18 protein-coding genes and 1 pseudogene are annotated in these 21,749 nt (G+C 73.5%); 6 read left to right on the plus strand and 13 right to left on the minus strand.

The window, feature by feature from the left end; genetic code table 11:
- Positions 1–148 precede the first annotated feature (148 nt).
- On the minus strand, positions 149–796 hold the full coding sequence (locus OG618_RS00980) for a TetR/AcrR family transcriptional regulator C-terminal domain-containing protein (RefSeq protein WP_329485157.1): 648 nt from the start codon (positions 794–796) through the stop codon (positions 149–151).
- A gap of 80 nt (positions 797–876) precedes the next feature.
- On the opposite strand from OG618_RS00980, the gene OG618_RS00985 reads away from it, so the two are divergent.
- Positions 877–1,317 (plus strand): ester cyclase, encoded by a 441-nt coding sequence (locus OG618_RS00985; RefSeq protein ID WP_329485158.1) that lies wholly within the window; start codon positions 877–879, stop codon positions 1,315–1,317.
- A gap of 98 nt (positions 1,318–1,415) precedes the next feature.
- Here the strand turns inward: OG618_RS00985 and OG618_RS00990 are convergent.
- Positions 1,416–1,559 (minus strand): annotated as a pseudogene (locus tag OG618_RS00990) (IS5 family transposase); the annotation flags it as partial.
- Positions 1,560–1,891: 332 nt separating this feature from the next.
- On the minus strand, positions 1,892–2,410 hold the full coding sequence (locus OG618_RS00995) for a DinB family protein (RefSeq protein WP_329485159.1): 519 nt from the start codon (positions 2,408–2,410) through the stop codon (positions 1,892–1,894).
- Positions 2,411–2,876: 466 nt separating this feature from the next.
- Here OG618_RS00995 and OG618_RS01000 point away from each other — a divergent pair, with 466 nt between their 5' ends.
- Positions 2,877–3,188, plus strand: a complete 312-nt coding sequence (locus OG618_RS01000; RefSeq protein WP_329485160.1) for a hypothetical protein — start codon at positions 2,877–2,879, stop codon at positions 3,186–3,188.
- A 187-nt stretch (positions 3,189–3,375) separates the two neighbouring features.
- On the opposite strand, the gene OG618_RS01005 is transcribed toward OG618_RS01000, so the two are convergent.
- Both OG618_RS01005 and OG618_RS01010 read right to left on the minus strand, forming a co-directional pair.
- Positions 3,376–3,987, minus strand: a complete 612-nt coding sequence (locus OG618_RS01005; RefSeq protein ID WP_329485161.1) for a phosphotransferase-like protein — start codon at positions 3,985–3,987, stop codon at positions 3,376–3,378.
- Between the two features lie 426 nt (positions 3,988–4,413).
- Positions 4,414–5,286, minus strand: a complete 873-nt coding sequence (locus OG618_RS01010) for a hypothetical protein (protein ID WP_329485162.1) — start codon at positions 5,284–5,286, stop codon at positions 4,414–4,416.
- 400 nt (positions 5,287–5,686) lie between these two features.
- Between OG618_RS01010 and OG618_RS01015 the strand changes: the two genes are divergently transcribed.
- Together OG618_RS01015 and OG618_RS01020 are read left to right on the plus strand one after the other, a co-directional pair.
- Complete coding sequence (locus tag OG618_RS01015) at positions 5,687–6,418, plus strand: hypothetical protein (RefSeq protein WP_329485163.1); 732 nt, start codon at positions 5,687–5,689, stop codon at positions 6,416–6,418.
- Between the two features lie 661 nt (positions 6,419–7,079).
- Positions 7,080–9,020 carry an ABC transporter ATP-binding protein gene (locus OG618_RS01020; RefSeq protein WP_329485164.1) on the plus strand — a complete coding sequence of 647 codons (1,941 nt, stop codon included), beginning with the start codon at positions 7,080–7,082 and terminating at the stop codon, positions 9,018–9,020.
- A 217-nt stretch (positions 9,021–9,237) separates the two neighbouring features.
- Here the strand turns inward: OG618_RS01020 and OG618_RS01025 are convergent, their stop codons facing one another.
- The 8 genes from OG618_RS01025 to OG618_RS01060 form a co-directional block, all read right to left on the minus strand.
- Complete coding sequence (locus OG618_RS01025; RefSeq protein WP_442906922.1) at positions 9,238–9,672, minus strand: carboxymuconolactone decarboxylase family protein; 435 nt, start codon at positions 9,670–9,672, stop codon at positions 9,238–9,240.
- Positions 9,673–10,194: 522 nt separating this feature from the next.
- A complete protein-coding gene (locus tag OG618_RS01030; RefSeq protein WP_329485165.1) occupies positions 10,195–10,548 on the minus strand; it encodes an STAS domain-containing protein in 354 nt (117 codons plus the stop codon).
- 81 nt (positions 10,549–10,629) lie between these two features.
- The gene (locus OG618_RS01035; RefSeq protein WP_329485166.1) at positions 10,630–12,276 is read right to left on the minus strand and encodes a fused response regulator/phosphatase; all 1,647 of its coding nucleotides are present in this window, start codon (positions 12,274–12,276) and stop codon (positions 10,630–10,632) included.
- A complete protein-coding gene (locus tag OG618_RS01040) occupies positions 12,273–14,039 on the minus strand; it encodes an ATP-binding response regulator (RefSeq protein WP_329485167.1) in 1,767 nt (588 codons plus the stop codon). Before OG618_RS01040 ends, OG618_RS01035 begins: the two co-directional genes overlap by 4 nt.
- A 32-nt stretch (positions 14,040–14,071) precedes the next feature.
- Entirely contained in the window at positions 14,072–15,268 is a 1,197-nt protein-coding gene (locus OG618_RS01045; RefSeq protein ID WP_442906719.1) for an ATP-binding SpoIIE family protein phosphatase, read from the minus strand.
- Complete coding sequence (locus OG618_RS01050; protein WP_329485168.1) at positions 15,256–15,681, minus strand: anti-sigma regulatory factor; 426 nt, start codon at positions 15,679–15,681, stop codon at positions 15,256–15,258. The genes OG618_RS01045 and OG618_RS01050 overlap by 13 nt, the downstream gene beginning before the upstream one ends.
- Positions 15,678–16,058: an STAS domain-containing protein gene (locus OG618_RS01055; protein ID WP_329485169.1), complete on the minus strand. Its 381-nt coding sequence runs from the start codon at positions 16,056–16,058 to the stop codon at positions 15,678–15,680. The genes OG618_RS01050 and OG618_RS01055 overlap by 4 nt, the downstream gene beginning before the upstream one ends.
- Positions 16,055–16,900 (minus strand): STAS domain-containing protein, encoded by an 846-nt coding sequence (locus tag OG618_RS01060; protein ID WP_442906720.1) that lies wholly within the window; start codon positions 16,898–16,900, stop codon positions 16,055–16,057. Before OG618_RS01060 ends, OG618_RS01055 begins: the two co-directional genes overlap by 4 nt.
- 301 nt (positions 16,901–17,201) lie before the next feature.
- On the opposite strand from OG618_RS01060, the gene OG618_RS01065 reads away from it, so the two are divergent.
- Together OG618_RS01065 and OG618_RS01070 are read left to right on the plus strand one after the other, a co-directional pair.
- Positions 17,202–21,377 (plus strand): SpoIIE family protein phosphatase, encoded by a 4,176-nt coding sequence (locus OG618_RS01065; protein ID WP_329485171.1) that lies wholly within the window; start codon positions 17,202–17,204, stop codon positions 21,375–21,377.
- Positions 21,377–21,724: an STAS domain-containing protein gene (locus OG618_RS01070; RefSeq protein WP_329485172.1), complete on the plus strand. Its 348-nt coding sequence runs from the start codon at positions 21,377–21,379 to the stop codon at positions 21,722–21,724. The genes OG618_RS01065 and OG618_RS01070 overlap by 1 nt, the downstream gene beginning before the upstream one ends.
- Positions 21,725–21,749 lie beyond the last annotated feature (25 nt).

Here is a 21,749-nt window from a genome sequence, read left to right on the forward strand (position 1 = left end):
ACCATGGCAGTGGACATGTGCACCTCCGGGAGAGGAGTCGGGCAGGTGACGTCCGCCTGCCCGACTCGTCCGGGGTCATGCCGACGGCCACCCGTCCGGACGAGAACCCCGTTCCCCGGGGCGCCCCAGCGCCGACGGTCGCGGCCGCTCAACGGCGCTCGTCGACTCCTAGCGGCAGGCCGGTCAGCAGGGCGTCCAGCGCGAGGTCGAAGCGCGCCTGGTGGTCGGCGGGGGTCCCGAGGCCGCCGGCCACCGCGGCCGCCAGGACCGGGAACCGCGCCGCGTCCACGTCGACACCGGTCGGCTCGTCCTCGTGCCCCGGCGTGGCGGCGGCCTCCGCGAGGCAGTGCCCCAGCACCAGGGTGCTCACCGCGTTGACGATGCGCAGCGCTCGGACCGGCGGGATCCCCGCGCGGCCGAGGGCGGCTGCGGCGTCCTCCGCCGCGCGCAGTGCGGCCGAGGAGCGCACCGGCCGGGTGGCGACGAGGGCGATCACCCCGGGATGGAGCAGCAGTTCGGCCCGGAGGGCGACGGCGAACTCCCGCAACCGCTGCGGCCACTGGTCGGCGGGGCCCTCGAAGGACGGCCGGACGGCGGAGAGCACCAGCTCCACCAGGCCGTCGAGCAGGGCGGCCTTGTTGGGGACGTAGTGGTACAGCGTCATGGCCTCGACGCCGAGCTCGGCACCCAGCCGGCGCATGGACAGCTTCTCGACACCCTCCCGGCCCGCCGCTTCCAGTGCGGTGCGCAGCACCCTGTCGCGGGTGAGTCCCACCCGCCTGCCGGTCGTCGCCATCGGCCCTCCTTGACATTCTTACGCCGTAAGGACAGGGTATCCCCAGATCGATCCTTACAGCGTAAGAGAGAGCCGGGAACATGACCTCCACCCTGACCGTGGAACAGAACAAGAAGCTCGTCCGGGAGTTCTTCGACGCACTCAACGAGGTGCGGATCGGGGACTTGGGGGACTATCTTGCGGCCGACGTGGTCGACCACAACAAGATCATCCACGGCGAGCCCGATGAGCCGGGCGCGGCCTTCGCGGCCATCGAGACCCAGCTCACCGCTCTCGCCCCGTACCGCGCCCGGGTCGACGCGCTGATCGCCGAGGGCGACTCGGTCGTCGCCCGGATCACCCAGACCGGTGTCAGCTCCGGCAGCCATCCGCGAATGCCCAGCCCCACCGGCCGCGGCTTCGAGAACGAGGCGATCTTCGTCTTCACCCTCACCCACGGCCGGATCAGCGAGATCCGCGGCGTCTCCGACCGGCTCGGCCTCTTCCTGCAGCTCGGCTGGGACTGGCCCACCGCGGACTGAGGGGGCCGATCCGCCGGGCGGTGCGGCACCCGACGTGGCGCGGGGCGACGCGTCGATCGGGCCTCGTGCCGGTGGGGCCGGGCGGAGAAGAATTCCACCAGGTCCCGCAGCTCGTGCTCGGGGGGTCGGCCGAACGCGAGGGCCCGTTCGGTTCGAGCCTGGCGCCAGGCGGTCAGGGTGGGCTCGACCAGGGCCCACCGGGCGTCGGACAGGCCGCTCGGATACGGTCGACGACCCGTCATGATGACGGCGTACTGCGGGATTGCCGATATGCCCGGAGGCCGCGGAACTCGGGAGACAATGGTGCTTCCAGCCCATGGGAATTGGACTTCAAGCAGATCCTGACCAGGCGTCCGACCATCTATGGGTGCCGAGAACTCCATCCGTAGGTTGCGGCCTTGTCCGAGTAGGTCGGGGTGGCGTTGCCGCCAGCTTCCCCATTGCGGCAGGCACGCCGCCGGCGAACGCCTGCGCGCGGTCGTCGCCAGGGCAAACGTTGCCTGATGCGGCAGCGCGGCAGCCAGGTAGGCGGTCGCACGGGAAGTCGGCGGGGCCGACTTCCCGTGCGCGGGTGTCACTCGCCGGTGGCGCCGTCGGTGAGTTCGCGGACGATGTCGAGGTGGCCCGCGTGGCGGGCGTACTCCTGGAGCACGTGGAACAGGATCCAGCCCAGGGTGGGGCGCTCGGTGCCGTCGTCGGGGAAGCGGCCGCCGGCCGCGGCGACGGCGGACAGGGGCGTTCCCGAGGCGACGGCCCGGGTGTACTCGCCACCGGCACGCAGGGCGGTGAGGAGGTCGGCGGCGCTCTCCTGCGGGGTGACGTGCCAGCGGTCCTCCGGACCGCGGTCGCCCCAGGGGGCCGGGACCGGCTCGGCGCGGAATCCCCATCGCAGCCAGCGCTGCTCCATGTGGACGAGGTGCTTGAGGAGTTCGAGCATCGTCCAGCCAGAGGGGAGGCGGCTGGTGCGCAGCTCCTCGTCGGCCAGTCCCTCGATCTTGGCTCCGATCACGGAGCGGTAGTAGTCGAGGTAGTCCAGCAGCAGGGTGCCGGGGTCGGAGAGTCGCGTGCTGGGCTCGGACAGGGGGGTGATCATGGCGTCGAGTCTGCCACGGCGTGTCACATCACTTGCCTTGCGCCGCCGTCCTTGCGGATCTGGGAAGCGAGAGCGTGAGTTGATCACCACCTGGAGAACGGGCGAGGGCGATCTCGCGATCCGCATCGCCGCCTCCCCGCCGAGGGCGGCACCTACCTACTCCTGAGCCTGGCCCGCGTGCTCACCCACCTGTCCGACGCCGCGTGGCGTACCTACACCCACCCGGCCGGCGCCGCCACCTCCATGGAGCCCAACTCGGAGGGCTGGCACCGCGCGGAGGAACGCACGTCCTTCGACGCGGTCCCCGGCGCCATCACGCGACCCAACCTTCCCCAGGACGGCATGCCCGACGTCTCCCACACCCCCTGGTCGAGGGCGCCCACCGCGCCGGCTGCGCCCTGCGCGCCCTCGGCAACACGGACCTCACCGCCGCCGTCCTCGCGGAGCCGCCACCGAGTCCGCCGCCGTGGAGAACGCCGAACTCGGCGACCTCACCGGCCGTGCCCGCCAGGCCGTCCGCCTCGGCCGCGAAGGCGCCTCTCCCGTCCAGGTCGCTGCCGCCGACCGCATCCTGGAGCAGGACCCCTTCGGCCCCGCAGCACTGTTCACCGGGATCGACCCCACCGCCGCGGCCGTCGCCGCGGCGCACTGGCTCGCAGCCGCCGCCGAGGTCACCGCAGAAGCCACCGGCCATCCCCCAACCTGGCCAGGAGGCCCTTGTGTCGCGGTCTTGTGGCTCTGTGCCGGTTGCGGCCAACTCGGTTGCCCGGTCGTGTGATTGCCTCGCTCACCGGTTCGGGAACGCGGGCGGCCGGACCGCGAGCCCCGTATCCCTCGGACAGGTCGGACGAGGAGTGGGCGGTCGTGCGGGACGCGATGCCGGTCCCAGCATGGCTGAACGGCCGTGGCGGGCAGCCGGAGTGCTACTGCTGGCCCGTCGGCGAGTGTGACCGGTAAGCCCGCGGTCACGACTTCACATACTCCTGGTCCAGCCAACGGCACACGAACGCGGCCACCTCGGCGGCCGACATACTGCTCGTCTCGACGACGAGATCGGGTTCGGTGGCCTGCTTGGGAAGGCTGTTCTGATGGAGTGAAAGGCCGACCGGATGAGCGTGACGGCGCTGCCGGTCGGCCAGCGGCTCGTCGGTGACCGAGAGCTCGATGATGGCGACCCGGGCCAGCCCCCGTGCACGCAAGTCCAGGAGTCGGCCTTCGAGGTCCGTGTTCACGACGGGCTCGAACGCCTGACCGTCGACGATCACACCGACGCCCGCGCTGAGAATTCCCACGATCCCCGCGTTCATCGCGCGGAGCATGGCGATGGCGTCGACACCGTTGTTGATCCGGCGCGCCCCAGGCATCGACGGGACGTCCTGGTAGGTGAAACCACGTTCGGCGAATCGGGCATCTGCAACGCCACCGGCCCACTGCCCGGGCACCATCCGGTAGAGCTCATCCACTCCGAAGCGCAGTAGGGGCTCACAGGCGTGCTCTTGGATGGCGGTCGCCAACGTCGACTTCCCGGCAGCGGAAGGTCCGGTGATCACGACGCACAGTGGGGGCTTGCCACCCATACAAGATCCCCTTGTCTCGATGCTCGTGAGTCGCGGGCCGGCCCGTCGGCGAGGGCGAACCGGCCGGGGGCAGGCTCGGCTGCCCAGCCGCGGTCTGCGAGGCGCTTCATCTTCGACCCTACCCCTTCGACGCTTGCCGGGCGCAGCTCCAGCCCGAGTACGACCGCGATCTCCTGGTCCGTCATCACCCCCTCGCCGTCTGCTGAACCGACCACCTCGGCGAGCTCCAGTACAGCCTCCTCGGCCCCACCACCGAGGTCTCGCCGCGCTCGACGCGGACCGTCAGGACCGCGGAGACCTCGGTGCGAGGGGGAGCTTCGCACCGCGTGTGCGGCCCAGGCGGGCCGGCGGTGGACTTCGCCGTGCGTCGCCCCCGCCCGCAGGCCCCCGGTGCGGCAACGCTCCAGCCGACCCGCACCCCGTCGCTCAGGCCGGGCCGGCCGGCTCCTGACGCACCGGCTCGTCCGCCGTCGTGAGACGGGCGACCCAGCCATCGGGGTCCAGGAGCTCCCGGCGGTCCGGGACCAGCGTCGGATCGGCCCGAAGGCGGAGCAGCAGGTCGGGGATGCCGTACTCCACCGCCTTCCGTACGCAGTCCTCGCCGCGGTCATACACTGCCAGACCCCGGTTCGGTCCCCACAGCAGACGCAGGAGGCCGCCGGCCTTCCGTTCCTCGACGTAGTCGGCCGCGAGCAGTTCCCTGGTCGTGAATAGTGCGTGGCCCTCCAGTACGGCGCTCAGGCTCCGGAACTCCTCGACGGCGGCGCGCGTGGCCCGATGGACCAGGTGCGCGGCCCGCAGGTCCATACTCAGCGACGGCCCCCACAGTGCGAACTGCGCCTGGTGGACGAGCTGGTGGGCGAGGACCGACCGGAGGGCGTCCCGGCTTACCGTCCCGGCACTCCGCCGGAGCAGTGCCGGGACCAGCAGGATCGTGGAGCCGCCGTCGGTCCCCGGGACCGCCCGACTGGACGGCAGACAGCCGAACTTCCGGTTTCCGCCGGAGTACGAGCCGTCGGCGCGGCGGAGGTCCGCCTCCAGCCGCAGCCGACGCGCCTGGTCCGGGATCGCGTAGAGCAGGTCGCTCGCGAGCAAGGCCTCGTTGACCCGCCGCTCGTGCGCCTCGTGCGCCAGGGCATAGGCGTCCGGGTTGAGCAGCCGGACGTGGAGCTCGGGCCCGAGCCCGAGGCCCGTTCGCCTCCCCACCCGCTCGGCCAGCCCCGTCGCCACCGCCCGTACCTCGTCGGCGACGGCGTCCCAGCGCCGCCCGGCCTCCTGTGTGACGACGATCTCGACCACGCCTCCCCCTTCCGACCGCCGAGGCGCCCTCGCGGTCCACCCACATCTGCGGCGAGCACTCTAGCGGCAATCTTGTCCCGCTCATGCGCCGGCTGTCCCCGGCTCGGTGCCCCTTTGGTACACCGGTCCGTTCCCGGGGCGGGACCCGCGCGAATAACCCGGGCGTGTGTCCGGGAGCGCCTCTACGATCGTCGGGTTCGCCCGCCGGCAGTCCGCTGTCGTCAGGCCGACCGTTGTCGAGACAGAGCCGGGGGTGCGGTCGTGGGGTGGCGATGGCGCAGGACGACCAGCACGTGGCCCGAGGCCGCAGACACGCCCGAGGCCGTGCGGCCACCGGACGAGGCCCCGGTGAAGGAGGCGGCGCACCAGTGGACCCATCGCTGGGGCCCCGGGGCGAGCAGTGGCAGGACTGGCTGCGCCGTTCCCCACGGGCGCCGACCTGCTCGTGTGGTGGCGGGACGAAGGAGACGACCTGCTCGCCCTCGTCGGGCCGCAGCGGTACCTCCAGCGGCTCGCCGAGTTGCTGTCCCGGGCCTCGCCGCGGGACGTGGAGGCCATGGGGATCGGGTGCGGCCGCCGTATCGACCGGCCGTGCCGTGATCCGAGGACGTGCGGCCAGGATCCGGCCGACGCCCCGACCGGTGCGACCCGGGACCGGACCGGTCCGGTCCCGAGCGCCTGCACCGGCTTCAAGGACTGCTGGAGCGCCTACGGAATCGATGTCGAGTTCACCGCCGACGGCCGGCACTGCGCCGTGCACTTCCAGGACCCGTCCGACCGCTCCAGGACGGACGTCCAGGTGAACGGGGTCCGGGTGGCGGAGTCGCTCAGACTGGACAGCTCGGGGTACTGGGTCGGCCGGCGGAACTACGTGGTGCAGGCCGAGGGCCCGCCGGACCACCCCGAGCAGGGCCTCACGATGGGGAACCTCTGCTGCGCCATCCTGTCGCTGGTCGTCCACGACGCCGAGCTGGTCACCACCCGGATCCTCGTGCCCGAGGCCGCGGAGACGTGGACCGATCCCGAACTGCGCCTGGACCGCGACACCTTGCACGTCTACCCGAACGGCCAGGCCCGTGAGGCCGGGCGGGCGGACCGCGTGCTCCCCGTCGAGCCGTCGCCGTCGTACTGACTTCGGTGGACGGCCGCCGCACGCGGCCGCGCCACCCCGTCAGATCCGCCCCGAGGAGGCCTCGTCCTCCCGCAGCTGCCACTCCCGCACCGCGGGAACGCGGTCCAGCAGCCCGCTCACCCGCAGGCCCTCCTCACGCGAAGTCACACTCGCCGTTGCCCGGGCGACCGGCTGGACACTCGGACGCGTCCCGCAGAACGCCCAGGCGCTCCCGACCGGCCGACCGCACGCGGACCGGGCAACCGCGCCCGACGGTGGAGGGCGGCCGGGCAGCGGTCCCGGACCACTGCGCTCGGCCCGGCCCGCCCAACGTGGCCGGACCGACACCCTGGTCTCACCACCCGTGCCCCGCGAACGCCCGGTGAGCGGCACCCTCGCGGGGCACCAACCACCGCAAGGGCGAGCGGCGATGTCCACCAACTCGCCGACCGGGGCACGGGTTTGCTCACATCGAGTGAGCCTGCCCAGGACACGCCCGGCGGGCAGGCCGGCCACTGCCAGGATCAGCGGCACACCGCGATCGCAGCCCTTCCGGACGGCTCCCAGCGAGCCCGTCCGCCACCCGCGCACGCCCGCGCCGGGCCTCCACCCGGCCACCGGGCGCGGCGGTCCGGGCCGCCCGCCTGCGGCACCGATGTAACCAGACTCCAGAGGAGTACGCATGGTTGAGCGACGACAGCAGGACCTGGAGCCGGCCGGCGAGCAGCCGGATGACGCAGCGGAGGAAGCCCGCTGGTCGTACCGCACGGACCGGATCGTGCGGGCCACCGCGAAGCTCTCGGCATGGGCGATGATGCGGCGCCTGCCGCAGCTGGTGCGCCGAACCCTCAAACTGGCGTGGCGGGTGGACCGGCGGGCGACCGTCGTCCTGCTCGCCGGGCAGCTGGTCTCCGGCGTGCTGGCGGCCGTGGCACTGTGGGCGACCGCCGGTGCGATCGGCGCGATGATCGCACCGGCGGGCGGCCCGGTCACCGACCGGCTCGGCGGCACCGCGTGGCCGGTGACGGTCCTGGCGGTGGCGGCGGCGGGCCGGGCGCTGCTGGGCACCGTCAGCGTGGCGATCGCCGAACGGCTCTCACCGAGGATCGCGCGTGAATCCGAACTGGAGCTGCTGGCCGTCTCCGTGGCCGCCGAGCTGGAGGCGTACGACCACGTCGGATACGCGGAGCGGTGGGACGCCGCCGACCGGGGGGCCGACTCCTCGCAGGAGCTCCTCGGCGTGGCCCAGGAGATCATCGCCTCCGTCGTCACCCTCGCCGCGGCCGCCGGGGTCCTCGCCGCACTGCACCCGGTACTCGTTCCGTTCCTGGTCCTGGCATCGATCCCGCAGGGCGTGGTCGCCGCCCGCTCCGCACGCGTCCGCTATCTGATGGCGATCGAGAGCATGGACGACCGGCGCCTCCTGGCGATGCTGCGGTACTGCCTGTGCCATGACGACAACGCCGACCAGATCCGCTCCGACACCATGGCCGGCTTCCTCACCGCCAAGTACCGCAAGGCCGGGAACCGGCTGGACGCCGCCACCGACCGGGCCGCCCGCCGCGCTGCCCGTATCTCGCTCCTCGGCTCCCTGGCCACCGGCCTGGCCACCGTCCTGGTGTGGGGCGCCCTGGTGGCGCTGCTGGCCACCGGTCACGTGTCGGTGGCCGCCGCCGGGACGGCCGTCTTCGCGCTGCGCACCGCCGGGTCCGGGCTCCAGGGCATCGTCGGCGGCGGCACCCGGCTCTACCGACTCGGTCTGTACCTGCGGGACTTCGACGACTTCGTGGCCGAGGCCGGCGGGCACGCGATGCGGCGGGGCGCCGCCGAGCCGGCCGCCCCGCGCCGGGTCGAGGCACGGAAGGTCTCGTACACCTATCCCGGAGCCGACCGGCCGACCCTGGACGGCCTGGACCTGGAGATCCGCCAAGGCGAGATCGTCGCCCTGATCGGGGAGAACGGGTCCGGGAAGAGCACCCTGCTGCGGCTGCTCTCCGGCCTGACCCTGCCGACCGGCGGCGTCGTGACCTGGGACGACGTGCCCACGCAGGAGATGGACCCGCACGCGCTGTGGAAGCGGGTCGCTCTCGTGCCGCAGCAGTTCTCCCGCTGGCCGCTCACCCTGGGCGAGAACATCCACCTCGGCCACGTCGACCCTGCCGGCGGGCAGGAGCTGGTTGAGCGGGCCGCCGTGCTGGCGGGCGCCGACGAGGTCGCGGCCACGCTGCGTTCCCGCTACAACACCCTGCTGGCCCGGGCGTTCTGGGGCGGCGAGTGGCTGTCCGGCGGCCAGTTCCAGCGCGTGGCGGTCGCCCGCGCCTTCCACCGCTCGCTGCGCGCTCCCGGCCTGCTCGTCCTGGACGAACCGACCTCCGACCTCGACCCGCGCGCCGAGCACCGGATCTTCCACAACCTGCGGACCCTGGCGGCCGGACGCGCCACCATCCTGGTCACCCACAACCTCGACAACGCCGTTCTCGCGGACCGCATCGTCGTCATGCGCGGCGGCCGGATCGCCGAGGACGGGACCTTCGCCGAACTCGCCTCCGGCAAAGGCCTGTTCAGGGAGCTCCTGGACCTCAAGCACGACCGTGACCGCAGGCTGCCCGGCCAACGCCGGTAGCCTTCGCGCCTCCGTCGGCCCCGGTCCCGCGCACCGGGGCCGACGGCCCCCGAGCCCCGAGTCAGGGGGGACGGCGGGGGCGGCACGTGAACCACCGCGCCCCCTTCCACCGGACGTCACAGCCCCTTCGGGCTCCCGTAGGTGGGTACCGGCCCGTCACTCAGCCCCGGGATCAGGGCGTCCCCCTGCTCTCGGGCGAGGCCGTCGGCCCGGGCTGTCAGGTCCACTGGTCAGCCGGGGCGACGCCGGGCACCGGCTTGCCGATCAGGGCGAGCGGGACGAAGAAGTTCACCTGGCCGATCGCGATCGTCCGGGTGGTGAGGGCCTTGGGGTCGTGGTGGCGGGCGGCCTCGACGTAGAGGGGGTCGGGGACACGCTCGCCGTGCGGATTCGCGGTCAGGACCGCCTCGACCAGGGCGAGCGCGGCACGTTCCGCGTCGGTGAAGTACGGAGCGGTGTGCCAGGTGGCGACGGCGTCGATGCGCCGGTCGGCCTCGCCGGCCTTGCGCAGCAGGCCGGTGTGCAGGGCGGTCAGGTAGGTGGAACCGACGATCTGCCTGGCGCGCAGCTGGACGAGGCCGATGGTGGTCTGCCCGGCGCCGCCCTCACCCCGGAGAACCCGCTCGCCGGGCTGAACGAGATCGCCCGCCAGACGCCGAAGGCCTGGTCCGGGTCGAACGGGAGGAGACCGTCGACGGACGCCCCCGCCGGATCTTCGCCCTCACCCCGGCCGGCGTCCAGGCCCTCACCGACGAGAGCGAGCGGCTGCGGGCCGCCCTCCGCGAAGCCGACCGGCGCCTGGCGACCACCCGCACCCGACTCGCCGGAGGCATGGCATGACCCCGGACCGAACCACCCCGAACGCCCGACTGCTGCGGCGCGCCCTCGCCCTCTACCCCGCCTCCTACGGCGCCCCCGAGCTGGCCGAACTCGCCGACCACGCCGAGCGCCACGTGCGCACCGCGGGCCCGCTGGCCGGCCTGCGGGAAGTCGCCGACGTAGCCGGACACGGCGCCCGGGTCCGCCGCGGCCCACGGCGAGCACCACGCCCGAGACCCGGACAGCCTCGACCGTCACGACCTTCGCGGTCTCGGCGCGGATACCGACGACGCCGACCTCGCTCATGGCCCCGACCACGGCCGCGCCCCAGCCGCCGGCCCCGCGGCCGCGCCGGTCAGCCGAGGGCCGCGACGGCCTGGTCCACGCTCTCGTAGAGGCCGAAGATGCGGTCGATACCGGTGATCTGGAGGATCTGTGCCAGATCCCGGCCCGCGCCCGCGACGGCGAACGGCGCCGAGGCCGCGGTGGCCCGCTGGTAGCCGGAGATCAGCGCCGAGACCCCGATCGAGTCGCAGAACGACAGGCCCCCGACGTCCAGGACGAGCGGGACGGCGGCGGTCAGCGGCAGCCCTTCCACCATCCGGCTGAGCCGCGGGGCCGTGTGGTAGTCGAGCTCGCCGGTGACGGTGAGGACCGTCGCCCCCGAGGGATGGGTGTGGACGGCCATGGCCAACGCGAAGTCGGGCACCGGAACTCCTGGAGGGACTGGGACGGGAGGCGGGGAGGCCCGTGCGGTGCGCACCGGCTCGGGTCGTCTCGTGCGGGACGGTCAGTGGATTCTCGCTGCGAGGAGGGCGATGTCGTCCGTCTTCGCCTTGCCGAAGTCGTCCAACAGCCGGTCGCACAGCTCATCGAGTCCCTGCCGGGCGGCGGACACCGCGCTCCCGAGAGCGGCGAGACTCTCGTCGAGGTCCTCGCCGGGAACCTCCACGAGACCGTCGGTGAGCAGCAGCAACGTGGAACCGGCCGGGACGGCGTGGGTGACGGCCGGCGGGTGCGGCAGGTTCAGGCCCAGCAGGATCCCGTGCTCGGTGAGGTAGCGGGTGGAGCCGTCGGGAAGGCGCAGGAGCGGCGGCAGGTGGCCGGCGTTGGCGATGTGGACGCGCCGTCCGCCGGGTTCCACCAGCACCAGGCAGACGGTGGCGGTCATCGTCGGCCGCAGGCGGACGAGCAGCGCGTCCAGCCGCTCCAGCAGGGTCCGCGGGTCGTGCCCCTCGATCGCGTAGGCCCGCAGCGCGTGACGCAGTTCGCCCATGACCATGGCGGCCTTGAGTGAGTGCCCGGCGACGTCGCCGATCGCCAGCAGCAGGCCGGCCGGGGTCTCGATCGCCTCGTAGAAGTCGCCGCCGATCTCCGTGTGGTCGGCGGCCGGCTTGTAGCGGACGGCGAGGTCCACCCCGGCGACCTCGGGCAGCCGGTCGGGCAGGAAGGTGCGCTGCAGGGTGAGGACGAGCGCGTGCTCCTCGCTCCGGGCCCGCATGGCCTCCAGCGCCAGTGCGCAGGCCTGGCCGAGCTGGGAGAAGAGCCCGCGGTCATCGGGGCCGGTCAGTGCGGGCGCGTCCACCACGAGTGCGACCGGGGGCCGGCCGTGTTTGGTCCGGGTCAGGAGTACCGCGACCTCCCCGGGGAGGAGTTCGGTGAGTCCGGCGCCCAGGCGGGCGGCCAGGGCGTGCCAGTCGGCGCGGGACAGGACGGCGGTCTCGGCGCCGGTCGCGTCGCCGAGTGCGTGGTCCGTGAGCCGGTCCAGGAGGCCCGCGTCCGCCGTGCTCAGTCGGGGGGCGGTGGTGGCGCCGTCCGGGGCGGGCCGGTCGACTACCGCCACGTGCAGGGCCCGCTCGTCCGGGCTGAGGGCGAGAGCGACGGCCGGGGAGGACATCAGGGTGGCCGTGCCGGCGGCCGCTCTCGACGTGAAGGCCTCGGCACCGCTCACCCCGTACACGGCCAGCGTGGTCCGGTTCAGGATCGCCACCCGGGCGGCCAGCCGCTCGGCGCGACGGCGGGCGCGGGCGTAGCGCAGCGCCGCCGTGACGGTCGCCAGCAGCTCGGACGGCGCTATCGGCTCGGTGAGGTAGGCGTCCGCGCCGCGGTGCAGGCCCTGGGCGCGGTCGTCGACCTCGATGGCGGTGGCCGAGATGTGGATGACCGGGACGGACGCGGTCCGGGGGTCCGCCTTGATCCGTTCGCAGACCTCGAACCCGCTCATGTCCGGCAACCGGACGTCGACCACGGCGAGTTCGGGCAGGTCCTGGTCACCGGCCGCGGCGAGCAGGGCGAGGCCCTCGGTGCCGTCCGCGGCCTCCACCACCGTGTGGCCGCCGCGCACCAGCCAGCTCCGGACGAGGTAGCGGTTGATGTCGTTGTCGTCCAGGACCAGGATGGTGGCGGCCGCGCCGTCGGCGGCGGGCCCGGCGCTCACCGGACACTCCGTCCATCGGCGGCCGGCCCACCGGGGTGGTCACCGGGGTGGTTGCCTCGGGCGGGCGCCGCGAAGGCGGCGGCCAGCTGGTGGGACCTCAAGGTGGCCTTCTCCAGGACGGCGCGGGCGTGGACCAGCCGGTCGTGCTCCAGGCCGGCCGTGCTCGCGGAGGTGATCACGACGACGGGGACGGCGCACAGTTCGGCGTCCGCCGCCAGCTGGGCCAGGACGTGGTACCCGTCCAGGTCCGGCATGTGCAGGTCGAGCAGGACGGCGTCCGGGCGCTCGCGCCGGATGGTCTCCGCCGCCCGGCCGCCCTCGGAGACCTCGATGATCCGCTCGGCCAGTTCACCGAGCAGAGGGCGGACGGTGGCCCGGTAGGCCTCGTCGTCGTCGACGGTGACCAGCACGGCCACGCGTTGCGGCGGGTCCTCGACGGGCGGTCCCGGGACCGGCAGCCGGACCACGACACGTGTTCCCTCGCCCGGGCTGCTGGTGAGCGTGAGGGTGCCGCCGAGGAGTCCGGTCAGGCGGCGGGCGTAGGGCAGGCCGAGGCCGGTGCCGGAACGGCCCCGCTGGTGCGCGCCGCGCACCTGGTAGAACTCCTCGAAGACGCGTTCCTGTTGTTCCGGCGGGATCCCGACGCCGGTGTCCGCGACGGTGAGGACCAGTTCCTCGCCGTCCAGGCCCTCCCGCAGCGCCACGTCCAGTGTGACGGTGCCCCGTTCGGTGAACTTCAGCGCGTTGGACAGCAGGTTGCGAAGGATCCGGGTGAGCATCACCTCGTCGCTGACGAACCCCGGTACCGTCGTCGGGTCGGCGATGCTGAGCGTCACACCCTCACCGGCGCGCACGCCCAGGGTGCCCCGCAGTTCGGCGAGCAGGGCCCGCAGATCCACCCGGGCCCAGACGGGCTCCAGCCGCCCCGACTCCGCCTTCGCGACGTCCAGCAGTTCGTCCACCAGCGTCAGCAGGGTGCTCCCGGATGCCGCGATGAGCCCGATCTGTTGGCGCTGATCCTCGTCGAGGCGGTCGGCGCCGCTCGCCAGCAGTAGTCCGGCCAGCCCGACCACGGAGTTGACGGGGGTGCGCAGTTCGTGGCTGACGTTGGCCCAGAACCTGGTCTTCGCCTCGCTGGCCTCCCGGAGCTGGCGTGACTTCTCGTCGAGTTCCGCGTAGAGGGCCACCACTCCGCGGTTGGTCTCCTCCAGCTCCTGCGACAGCTCGGAGTAGAGCGCCATCACCCCACGGTTGGTCTCCCCCAACTCCTCGTTGAGCCGCTGCAGTTCCTCGCGTTGAGCGCGGGACTCCCCCAGGGCCGCGATGAGGTCCCTGGTCTGGGCCCGGGCGTCCTCCGACGCCGAGGACCCGCCGTGTGCGCTGAGCACCTCGCGTGCCCCTTCCATCAGGCCGGCCAGTGATTCGCCGGACGTGAGGAGTGTCTGTTCGACGACCAGGTACTCGGCCGCGGGCCCCTCCCCCCGGCGGACCTGTACCAGGCGGGCGACGGCGCCGAGCGCGTCCGGGCTCGGTCCGGGGCCGCCCTGCCAGCGCATGGTGACCTGGAGCACCGCGGGGACCCCGCCGGTGACGGCGAACTCCACCGTCAGCGCGGTCGCGGTGAGCAGGTCGCGCCCCAGTTCGCTGAGCGCGGTGGCCAGCCTGACCTGGTCCTGGTTCTCGACGCCGAGCACCCCGGCGACCGACCGGCCGCAGCGCCGCAGGGCGAAGGTGTCCTGCTCGGTGGCGACCGAGATGGTCATCAGATGGACGGTACCCGTACCGCCCGGCAAGCTCACCACGCTCCCTTCGCCACGAGCACCCCCGCGTCGTCCCGACGCACGGCCGCCTCGCGCAGCAGCTGGCCCGCGGCCACGAGCGGGATGTGTCCGAGCAACCCCGGCAGATCCGCCGGCCGCCACCGTTCGGTCAGTCCGTCCGAATGCATGATCACCGCGCTGCCGGCCGGCAGGTCCTGCTCGATCGTGCGCAGGGACGGCAGGTGGTGGCCGACGATACCGGGGGCCGAGGGCAGCGAACGCCGGCCGCCGGTCGCCGGATCGAGGACGAAGGTGCTGACGTTCCCGACGCCGCAGAACAGCACCCGTCCGGCCGACGGCCCGATCAGCACCACCGCGACCGCGCCGCCGCGGCCGGCGTTCAACGCACGGTGGATGTCCGCGAGGACGGCGTCCGGCCGGGTGGCCCGCGAGGCGTGGAAGGCGTCGACCGCCGACCGGGCGGCCCGGGCCGCCAGCGGACCGTGTCCGAGGCCGTCGCAGAACATCAGGAGCAGGGCGTCGGAATCCGGGGCGGCGCTCCTCTCCTCGCGCACCGGCGCCGTTCGCGGCGCCGCGGGGGCGTCGACACCGGCCAGGGCCGCCCAGCTCAGGGGGGCGCGGGGGGCCGTGCCGCCACGCGGGGCCGGGCCGGTCCCTGGGCCGTCCCCCGGCGCCGCCAGGGACCGGGCCGCCCACGCGTCCCCGCAGGTCTCCTCGCCACTGATCGGCCTGGTGAGCCCGGCCACCACCGGTTCACCGGCCATCCGGGCCGACGCCGCGGCCTCCCTCGTCCAGAACCGGGCCGCCAGCACGGTGCCGCGCCCGGGCAGCGAGTGCACGTCGAAGGTGTCGGCCAGCCGGGAGATCGCGCCGAGCCCGATGCCCAGGGTGCTCGCGGAGGACACCCCGTCGGTCAGCGCGCGCGGGACGTCCGCCATCCCGGGGCCGGCGTCGACGGTCACGAACTCCAGGCCGGCGTCCGTCGCGGTGCGGATCACCCTCAGCAGCAGGGCACCGTCGACGGCGTGGCGGCACAGGTTGGTCGCCGCCTCGCTCACCGCGAGCGCGACCTCGGCCGCCCGCTGGTCACCGAGGCCGATCCGGCGCGCCAGCGCGGCGGCGGCACCACGCGCCGCCGCCGGCATGGAGTGCTCGTCCCGGAACCAGGCGACATCCTCGGTCCCCGGCAACATCGCGCTCACCGGGCCCACTTGATCACCGACACCAGCGTGCCCCGGCCGACCTCGGTGTCGAGGACGAAGTCGTCGACCAGACGCCGTGCGCCGCTCAGACCCAGACCCAGCCCGCTGCCCGAGGTCCAGCCGTCGGTCAGGGCGAGGTCCACGTCGGCGATGCCCGGCCCGTTGTCCTCGAAGACCGCCGTCACGCCGAGACGGCTGTCCCGGCGGACCAGCCCGGTCCGCATCACCCCGCCCCCGCCGTAGACCAGCGTGTTGCGGGCCAGCTCGCTCGCGGCCGTCACCAGCTTCGTCTGGTCGACCAGGGAGAGCTTGCAGCGCTGGGCGAGCGAGCGGACCAACTGCCGGGCCCGCACCACGTCGTCGTTGGACCGGACCGGGATGCTCTCCTGCTCACCCTCGGGCGTGGGCGCGAGGCCGGTCACGGCCGGACCGAACGGCGGCCGTCGGCCGACCGGCCCAGCATCGCCAGGCCCTTCTCCAGGCTGAGCGCGGTGCGCACGCCCCCGAGCGAGAGCCCGAGTTCGACCAGGGTGATCGCCACGGCGGGCCGCATGCCCACCACCACGGTCTCGGCGTCCAGCATGCGGGAGATCGCGGCGGTCGTGGCGAGCATCCGGCCGACGAACGAGTCGACGATCTCCACCGCGGTGATGTCGATCACCACCCCGCTCGCGCCGGTCGCCACGATACGTGCGGCCAGGTCGTCCTGGAGGTCCAGGACGGTCTGGTCCTCCAGGTCGACCTGGATGGACACCAGCAGGACCTCGCCGATCTTCAGGACCGGTACGCGTTCGGTCACGGCCGGCCACCGGCCGTCGTCGGGTCGACTCCACCGCGGCGCAGCGCGTGCTTGAGCGCGTCGGCGAGCGTCGCCTTGGTGACGATGTCCCCGAACTGGATGCCCAGCGCGACGATGGTCTGCGCGATCTGCGGGCGGATGCCGGAGATGGTGCACTCGGCGCCCATCAGCCGCGCGGCCACCACGGTCTTGAGCAGGTGCTGGGCGACCTCGGTGTCCACCGCCGGCACCCCGGTGATGTCGATGATCGCCTGCTCCGAGCCCGTGTCCACGAGCGTCTGGAGCAGCTTCTCCATGACCACCTGGGTGCGGACCGAGTCGAGCGTGCCGACCAGGGGCACCGCCACGACGCCGTCCCAGAGCTTCACCACGGGGGTGGAGAGCTCCAGGAGCTGCTCCGACTGCGCGCTGATGAGCTCCTCGCGGGTTCGCGCGTACACCTCCATGGTGAACAGCGCCAGCGCGTCCATCAGCTGTGACAGGCGCAGGTAGGCGGTGATGTCCTGCGCCGAGCTGTCGGTGGTGGGCGCCAGGATGGCCTTGAAGGCGAGGACGCTGGTCGCGGTCTCGGTGGTGGTGAAACCCTGGCGGGCCCGGTTGCGCGAGAGCTCGGTGAGCAGCGCGCGCACCTCCGCGAAGTCCTCGCCCTGCCAGTCGAAGCCTCCCTGGCGCAGGCCCTCCACCAGGGCCGTGAACAGTTCCTGCAGCTCGCGGTCGAGTTCGGCCTCGCTGATCCGCCCCCGAAGCGTCCGCGACACCGCGTCCACCCAGGCCGAACCCAGCTCCTTCCGCTGCTCCGCCAGGAGCTCCACCAGTCGCACCGACATTGCCTTATCCGCCACTTGGGCACTCTCCATCGATCATGCCCGACGTCACGGGCTGTCCCGCACCCGTATGCCACGGACGCGGCGGGCCAAACCTGCGTCTTCGCGCACGGGTCCGAGACCCTCCCGCACGGCGGGGGCGGCGCCGGGCGACGCTGTCATCGGACGACTCGAAACGCCCGTCCGGGGCAGACGGGGACATCGTGGCTTCTACGATAGGGCCAGGTGCCCCGACACGAACGGGGCGACGGTCGGGGCCGGTGGCGCGAGGTGCGGATGGTCGCCGGTGTGGACCGTACGGAAGGAGAGGACGCGTCGGATGGGCCAGCCCGAAGGAGTCGAGTACGGGGCGACGGCGGGTGCCGGTGTCGACATCTTCGAAGGCGACCGCGAGGTCGGGCGCGATCTCGCGGCGGTGGACTGGACGGCGACTCCGCTGGGCGCGCCCACCGGCTGGCCGCAGAGCCTGCGCACGGCCGTGAGCATCCTGCTCTCCTCCCGGTTCCCGATGTGGATGGCCTGGGGCGACGACCTGACGTTCTTCTGCAACGCCGCCTACCGGCGCGACACCCTCGGCCGGAAGTACCCCTGGGCGCTGGGCCGGCCGGCGAGCGAGGTGTGGGCGGAGATCTGGGGCGACATCGGCCCGCGGATCGGGACCGTGCTGACCACGGGCCGGGCGACCTGGGACGAGGCGCTGCTGCTGTTCGTGGAGCGTTCCGGATATCCCGAGGAGAGCTACCACACCTTCTCCTACAGTCCCCTGCGTGACGACGACGGCCTCGTGAGCGGCCTGTTGTGCGTGGTCAGCGAGGAGACCGACCGGGTCATCGGCGAGCGGCGGATGGCGACCCTGCGGGACCTCGGCTCGGACCTCAGCGTGGTGCGCACCGAAGAGGAGACGCTGGCCTTCAGTACCCGCCAGCTCGCCGCCAACCCTCATGACCTGCCGTTCGTCCTGACCTACCTGGCGCTGCCCGACGGGTCCGCCCGTCTGGCCGCCGCGACCGGCCTGCCCGCCGGACACCCCGCCGCCCCGGCGCTCCTGCCCCCGGGCGGCACACCCGGGGTGTGGCCGTCGGCGCGGGCGGCGCAGGCCGAACCGGTGGTCGTCGCCCTCGACGGTCCCGCGTTCGCGGACCTTCCCACCTTCGGCCGGCCGGCTCCGCCCACCCATGCCCTGGTCGTCCCGCTGCTGCGGCGGGGCGACGCGGCCTACGGCTTCCTGGTGGCGGCGCTCAACCGCTACCGGGCAGCGGACGAGGGCTACCGGGGATTCGTCGAGCTGGCCGCCGGCCACGTCGCGGCAGGGATCGCCGGCGCCCGCGAGTACCAGGCCCAGCAGCAGCGCGCCGACGAACTCGCGGCACTCGACCGGGCCAAGACCGCCTTCTTCTCCAACGTCAGCCACGAGTTCCGCACCCCCCTGACCTTGATCATGGGCCCGCTCGAAGAGCTTCGGACCAGGCTGGCCGACGCCGATCCGCGCACGAGGGAGGAACTGGACGTCATCCACCGCAACGGGCTGCGGCTGGGCAGACTCGTCAACACCCTGCTCGACTTCTCCCGCATCGAGGCCGGCCACCTGCGGGCCAGCTACGAACCGGTCGAGCTGGCCGCGACCACCGCGGAGCTGGCCAGCGTCTTCCGCTCCGCCGTCGACAAGGCCGGCCTGGCCTTCACGATGGACTGCCCACCGCTGGCGGAGCCCGTCCACATCGACCGGGACATGTGGGAGAAGGTCGTCCTCAACCTGCTCAGCAACGCCCTCAAGTTCACCTTCGAGGGCTCGATCGGCGTCGCCGTGCACCGTGAGGACGACCACGCGGTCGTCACGATCACCGACACCGGCGTCGGGGTGCCCGCCGCCGAGCTGCCACGCCTCTTCCAACGGTTCCACCGGATCGAGAACACCCGCGCGCGCTCCCACGAGGGCAGCGGCATCGGACTCGCCCTCGTCCAGGAACTCGTCCAGGCCCACGGTGGCACCATCACCGCCCGCAGTCGCGAGGGCGAGGGCACGGCCTTCACCGTCCGCCTGCCGTTCGGCCACGCCCACCTCCCCCAGGACGCCCTCGCCCCCGCGCCCGCGGCGCCCACCCGCGCGTCGGCCGCGGCCGACCCCTACCTGGAGGAGGCGCTGCGCTGGCTCCCCGGGAGCGAACGGGCCGACCCCTCCCGGTCCACCGAGGTGCCGGACCGCGCCGCACCCCTCGGCGGGCGGTCGGCCCGGCCCCGCGCCCGGGTCCTGATCGCCGACGACAACGCCGACATGCGCGAGTACCTCAGCCGGCTCCTCACCGGCCCCGGCTACCTGGTCCGGGCCGTCGCCGACGGCCTGGCAGCGCTGGAGGCGGTCCGTGCCGAGGCCCCCGACCTCGTCGTCAGCGACGTCATGATGCCCGGCCTCGACGGTGTGCGGCTCGTGGCCGCGCTGCGCGCCGACCCGCGGACCGCCGCCGTCCCCGTCATCCTGCTCTCGGCCCGCGCCGGACAGGAGGCCTCCATCGAGGGCCTCGACGCCGGCGCCGACGACTACCTGGTCAAACCCTTCGCCGCCGCGGAACTGCTCGCCCGGGTCCGCGCCACCATCGACATGACACGGCTGCGCAACCGCCACGCGCGCTGGCGCACAGCACTGGTCGACTCCCTCCAGGAGGGGTTCTTCGTCTGCGACGAGCACGGCGACGTCATCGAGGTCAACGCCGCGTTCACCGCCATCCTCGGCCACGGGCCCGAAGGCCTGCCCTACCGGTACCCCCAGCCGTGGTGGCCCGAGCGCGACGCCGACCCCGACGCCCACCGGCTGGTGGCCGACGCCCTCGCCGAACTGACCGGCCGGGAGCACGGCACCTGCACCATCCCGGCCACCCACCGCGACGGCCGTCAGGTGTGGGTGGCAGCCGCCTTCAACCGCGTCCAGGAGCCGGAGAGCGGGCGCCGCGTCATCGTCGGCACCATCCGTGACGTCACCTCGGAGCACCACGCGGCCCAACGGGCGACGGCCCTGGCCTCGCTCGGCACGCGCCTCGCGGAAGCCGCCACCCTGCCCGACGCCATGGCCGCGGCCATGGCCGAGCTGCGACGGGTCTGGCGGGCCGACACCGTCCTCGCCGTGCTGTTCCCGCCCGACGGGGCCCCGGTGCTGACCGCCACCGACCCGGAACAGCGCTGGGACGACCTGCCGGCCGAGCGGCGCGAGACCCTCACCGCCCTGGGCACGCGCCCCGCCCTCACCCCGGTCACCGACCGGGCCGACGGCTCCGGCATCGTCCTCGAACACCCGCGCGGCACGCTCCTCCTGTGGATCGACCGCGAAGGGCCGCGACCCTTCACCGAGCAGGACCGGCTCCTGCTCTCCCAACTGGCCGGCCGCCTGGCCCAGGGACTGGCCCGAGTGCACCGGATCGACCAGCAGCGCGAGACCGCGATAACCCTGCAACGCGCCATCCTCGGCCCCTCCCACCTGCCCGGCGGCTTCGCCGTACGCTACGAGCCCGCCACCCGCCCCCTGGAGGTCGGAGGCGACTGGTACGACATCGTGGCCCTCCCCGACGGCCGCACCGGCATCGTGGTCGGGGACTGCGTCGGGCGCGGGCTCACCGCGGCCACCGTCATGGGCCAACTCCGGAGCGCCTGCCGCGCCCTGCTCCTCCAGGACCCCTCACCCGCCCGCACCCTCGCGGCCCTGGACCGCTTCGCGGCCGACATCCCCGGGGCGATGTGCACCACCGTCTTCTGCGGAGTGCTCGACCCCGCCGACGGCCATCTCGTCTACTCCAGTGCCGGCCACCCTCCCGGCGTCCTCACCCACCCCGACGGGACCACCGTCCTCCTCCAGGACGGCAACGCGCTGCCCCTCGCCGTCCGGACCGGTGCGGACCGGCCCGAGGTCCGGTGCACCATGCCGCCGCGCTCCACCCTGCTGCTCTACACCGACGGTCTGGTGGAGCGCCGCCGCCGCCCCCTGAGCGAAGGCGTCGACCGGGCCGGAACCATCCTGCGGGAAGGGCGCGCGCTGCCGGTCGACGACCTCGCCGCCCGCCTCATGGCCGCGCTCGCCCCCGACGACGGGTACGACGACGACGTGGCCATCCTGCTCCACCGCCACCCCGCCCCGCTGGAGCTGACCTTCCCCGCGGAGTCCGGGCAGCTCGCCCCCGTCCGGAACAGCCTCCGCGGCTGGTTGAACCGGTGCGGGCTGCCCGCGCCCACCGTGCAGAGCGTCCTGGTCGCGGCCGGCGAAGCGTGCGCCAACGCCATCGAACACGGTCACCGTGACGCGCCGGGCGCCCGGATCCGCCTGTCCGCCGTCGCCACGGCCGCCGAGCTGCGCCTGACCGTCGCGGACACCGGCCACTGGAAGATCCCCGGACACCGGGCCGACACCGACCGCGGTCGCGGCGTCGCCCTGATGAACGCCCTCATGCAGCAGGTCACCATCACCCCCGGCAGCGGCGGCACCACCGTCGACATGCAGCTAAGGATCGCCTGATGACCACCGCGCTCGTCCTCACCCCCGGCCACGGCCCGGGCGGCTCGCCCGTGCTGCGGGCGGCCGGCGAGATCGACCTGGCCAACGCCCACGAACTCGCCGCGGCCATCGACCGGATCCCCGAGTCCGACACGCCCCTGACCGTCGACGTCAGTGCCGTCGAGTACCTCGACAGCGCCGGCCTCACCGTCCTCTTCGCGCGTGCCCACCGGATCCGGCTGATCACGAGCCCGCTCCTGACCCCGCTGCTCACCGTCTCGGGCCTGAGCCAACTCGTCTCGGTCCGCGAGGTCATCGACCCGCCGCCGAACCGAGAGCTCCCCACGCGCGGGGAGAGCGTGCCGTGACGGGGGATGTGGCCCACGCGGCTCC

Origin of the sequence: Kitasatospora sp. NBC_01246 (genome assembly GCF_036226505.1) — a bacterium.
Lineage (GTDB): Bacteria > Actinomycetota > Actinomycetes > Streptomycetales > Streptomycetaceae > Kitasatospora.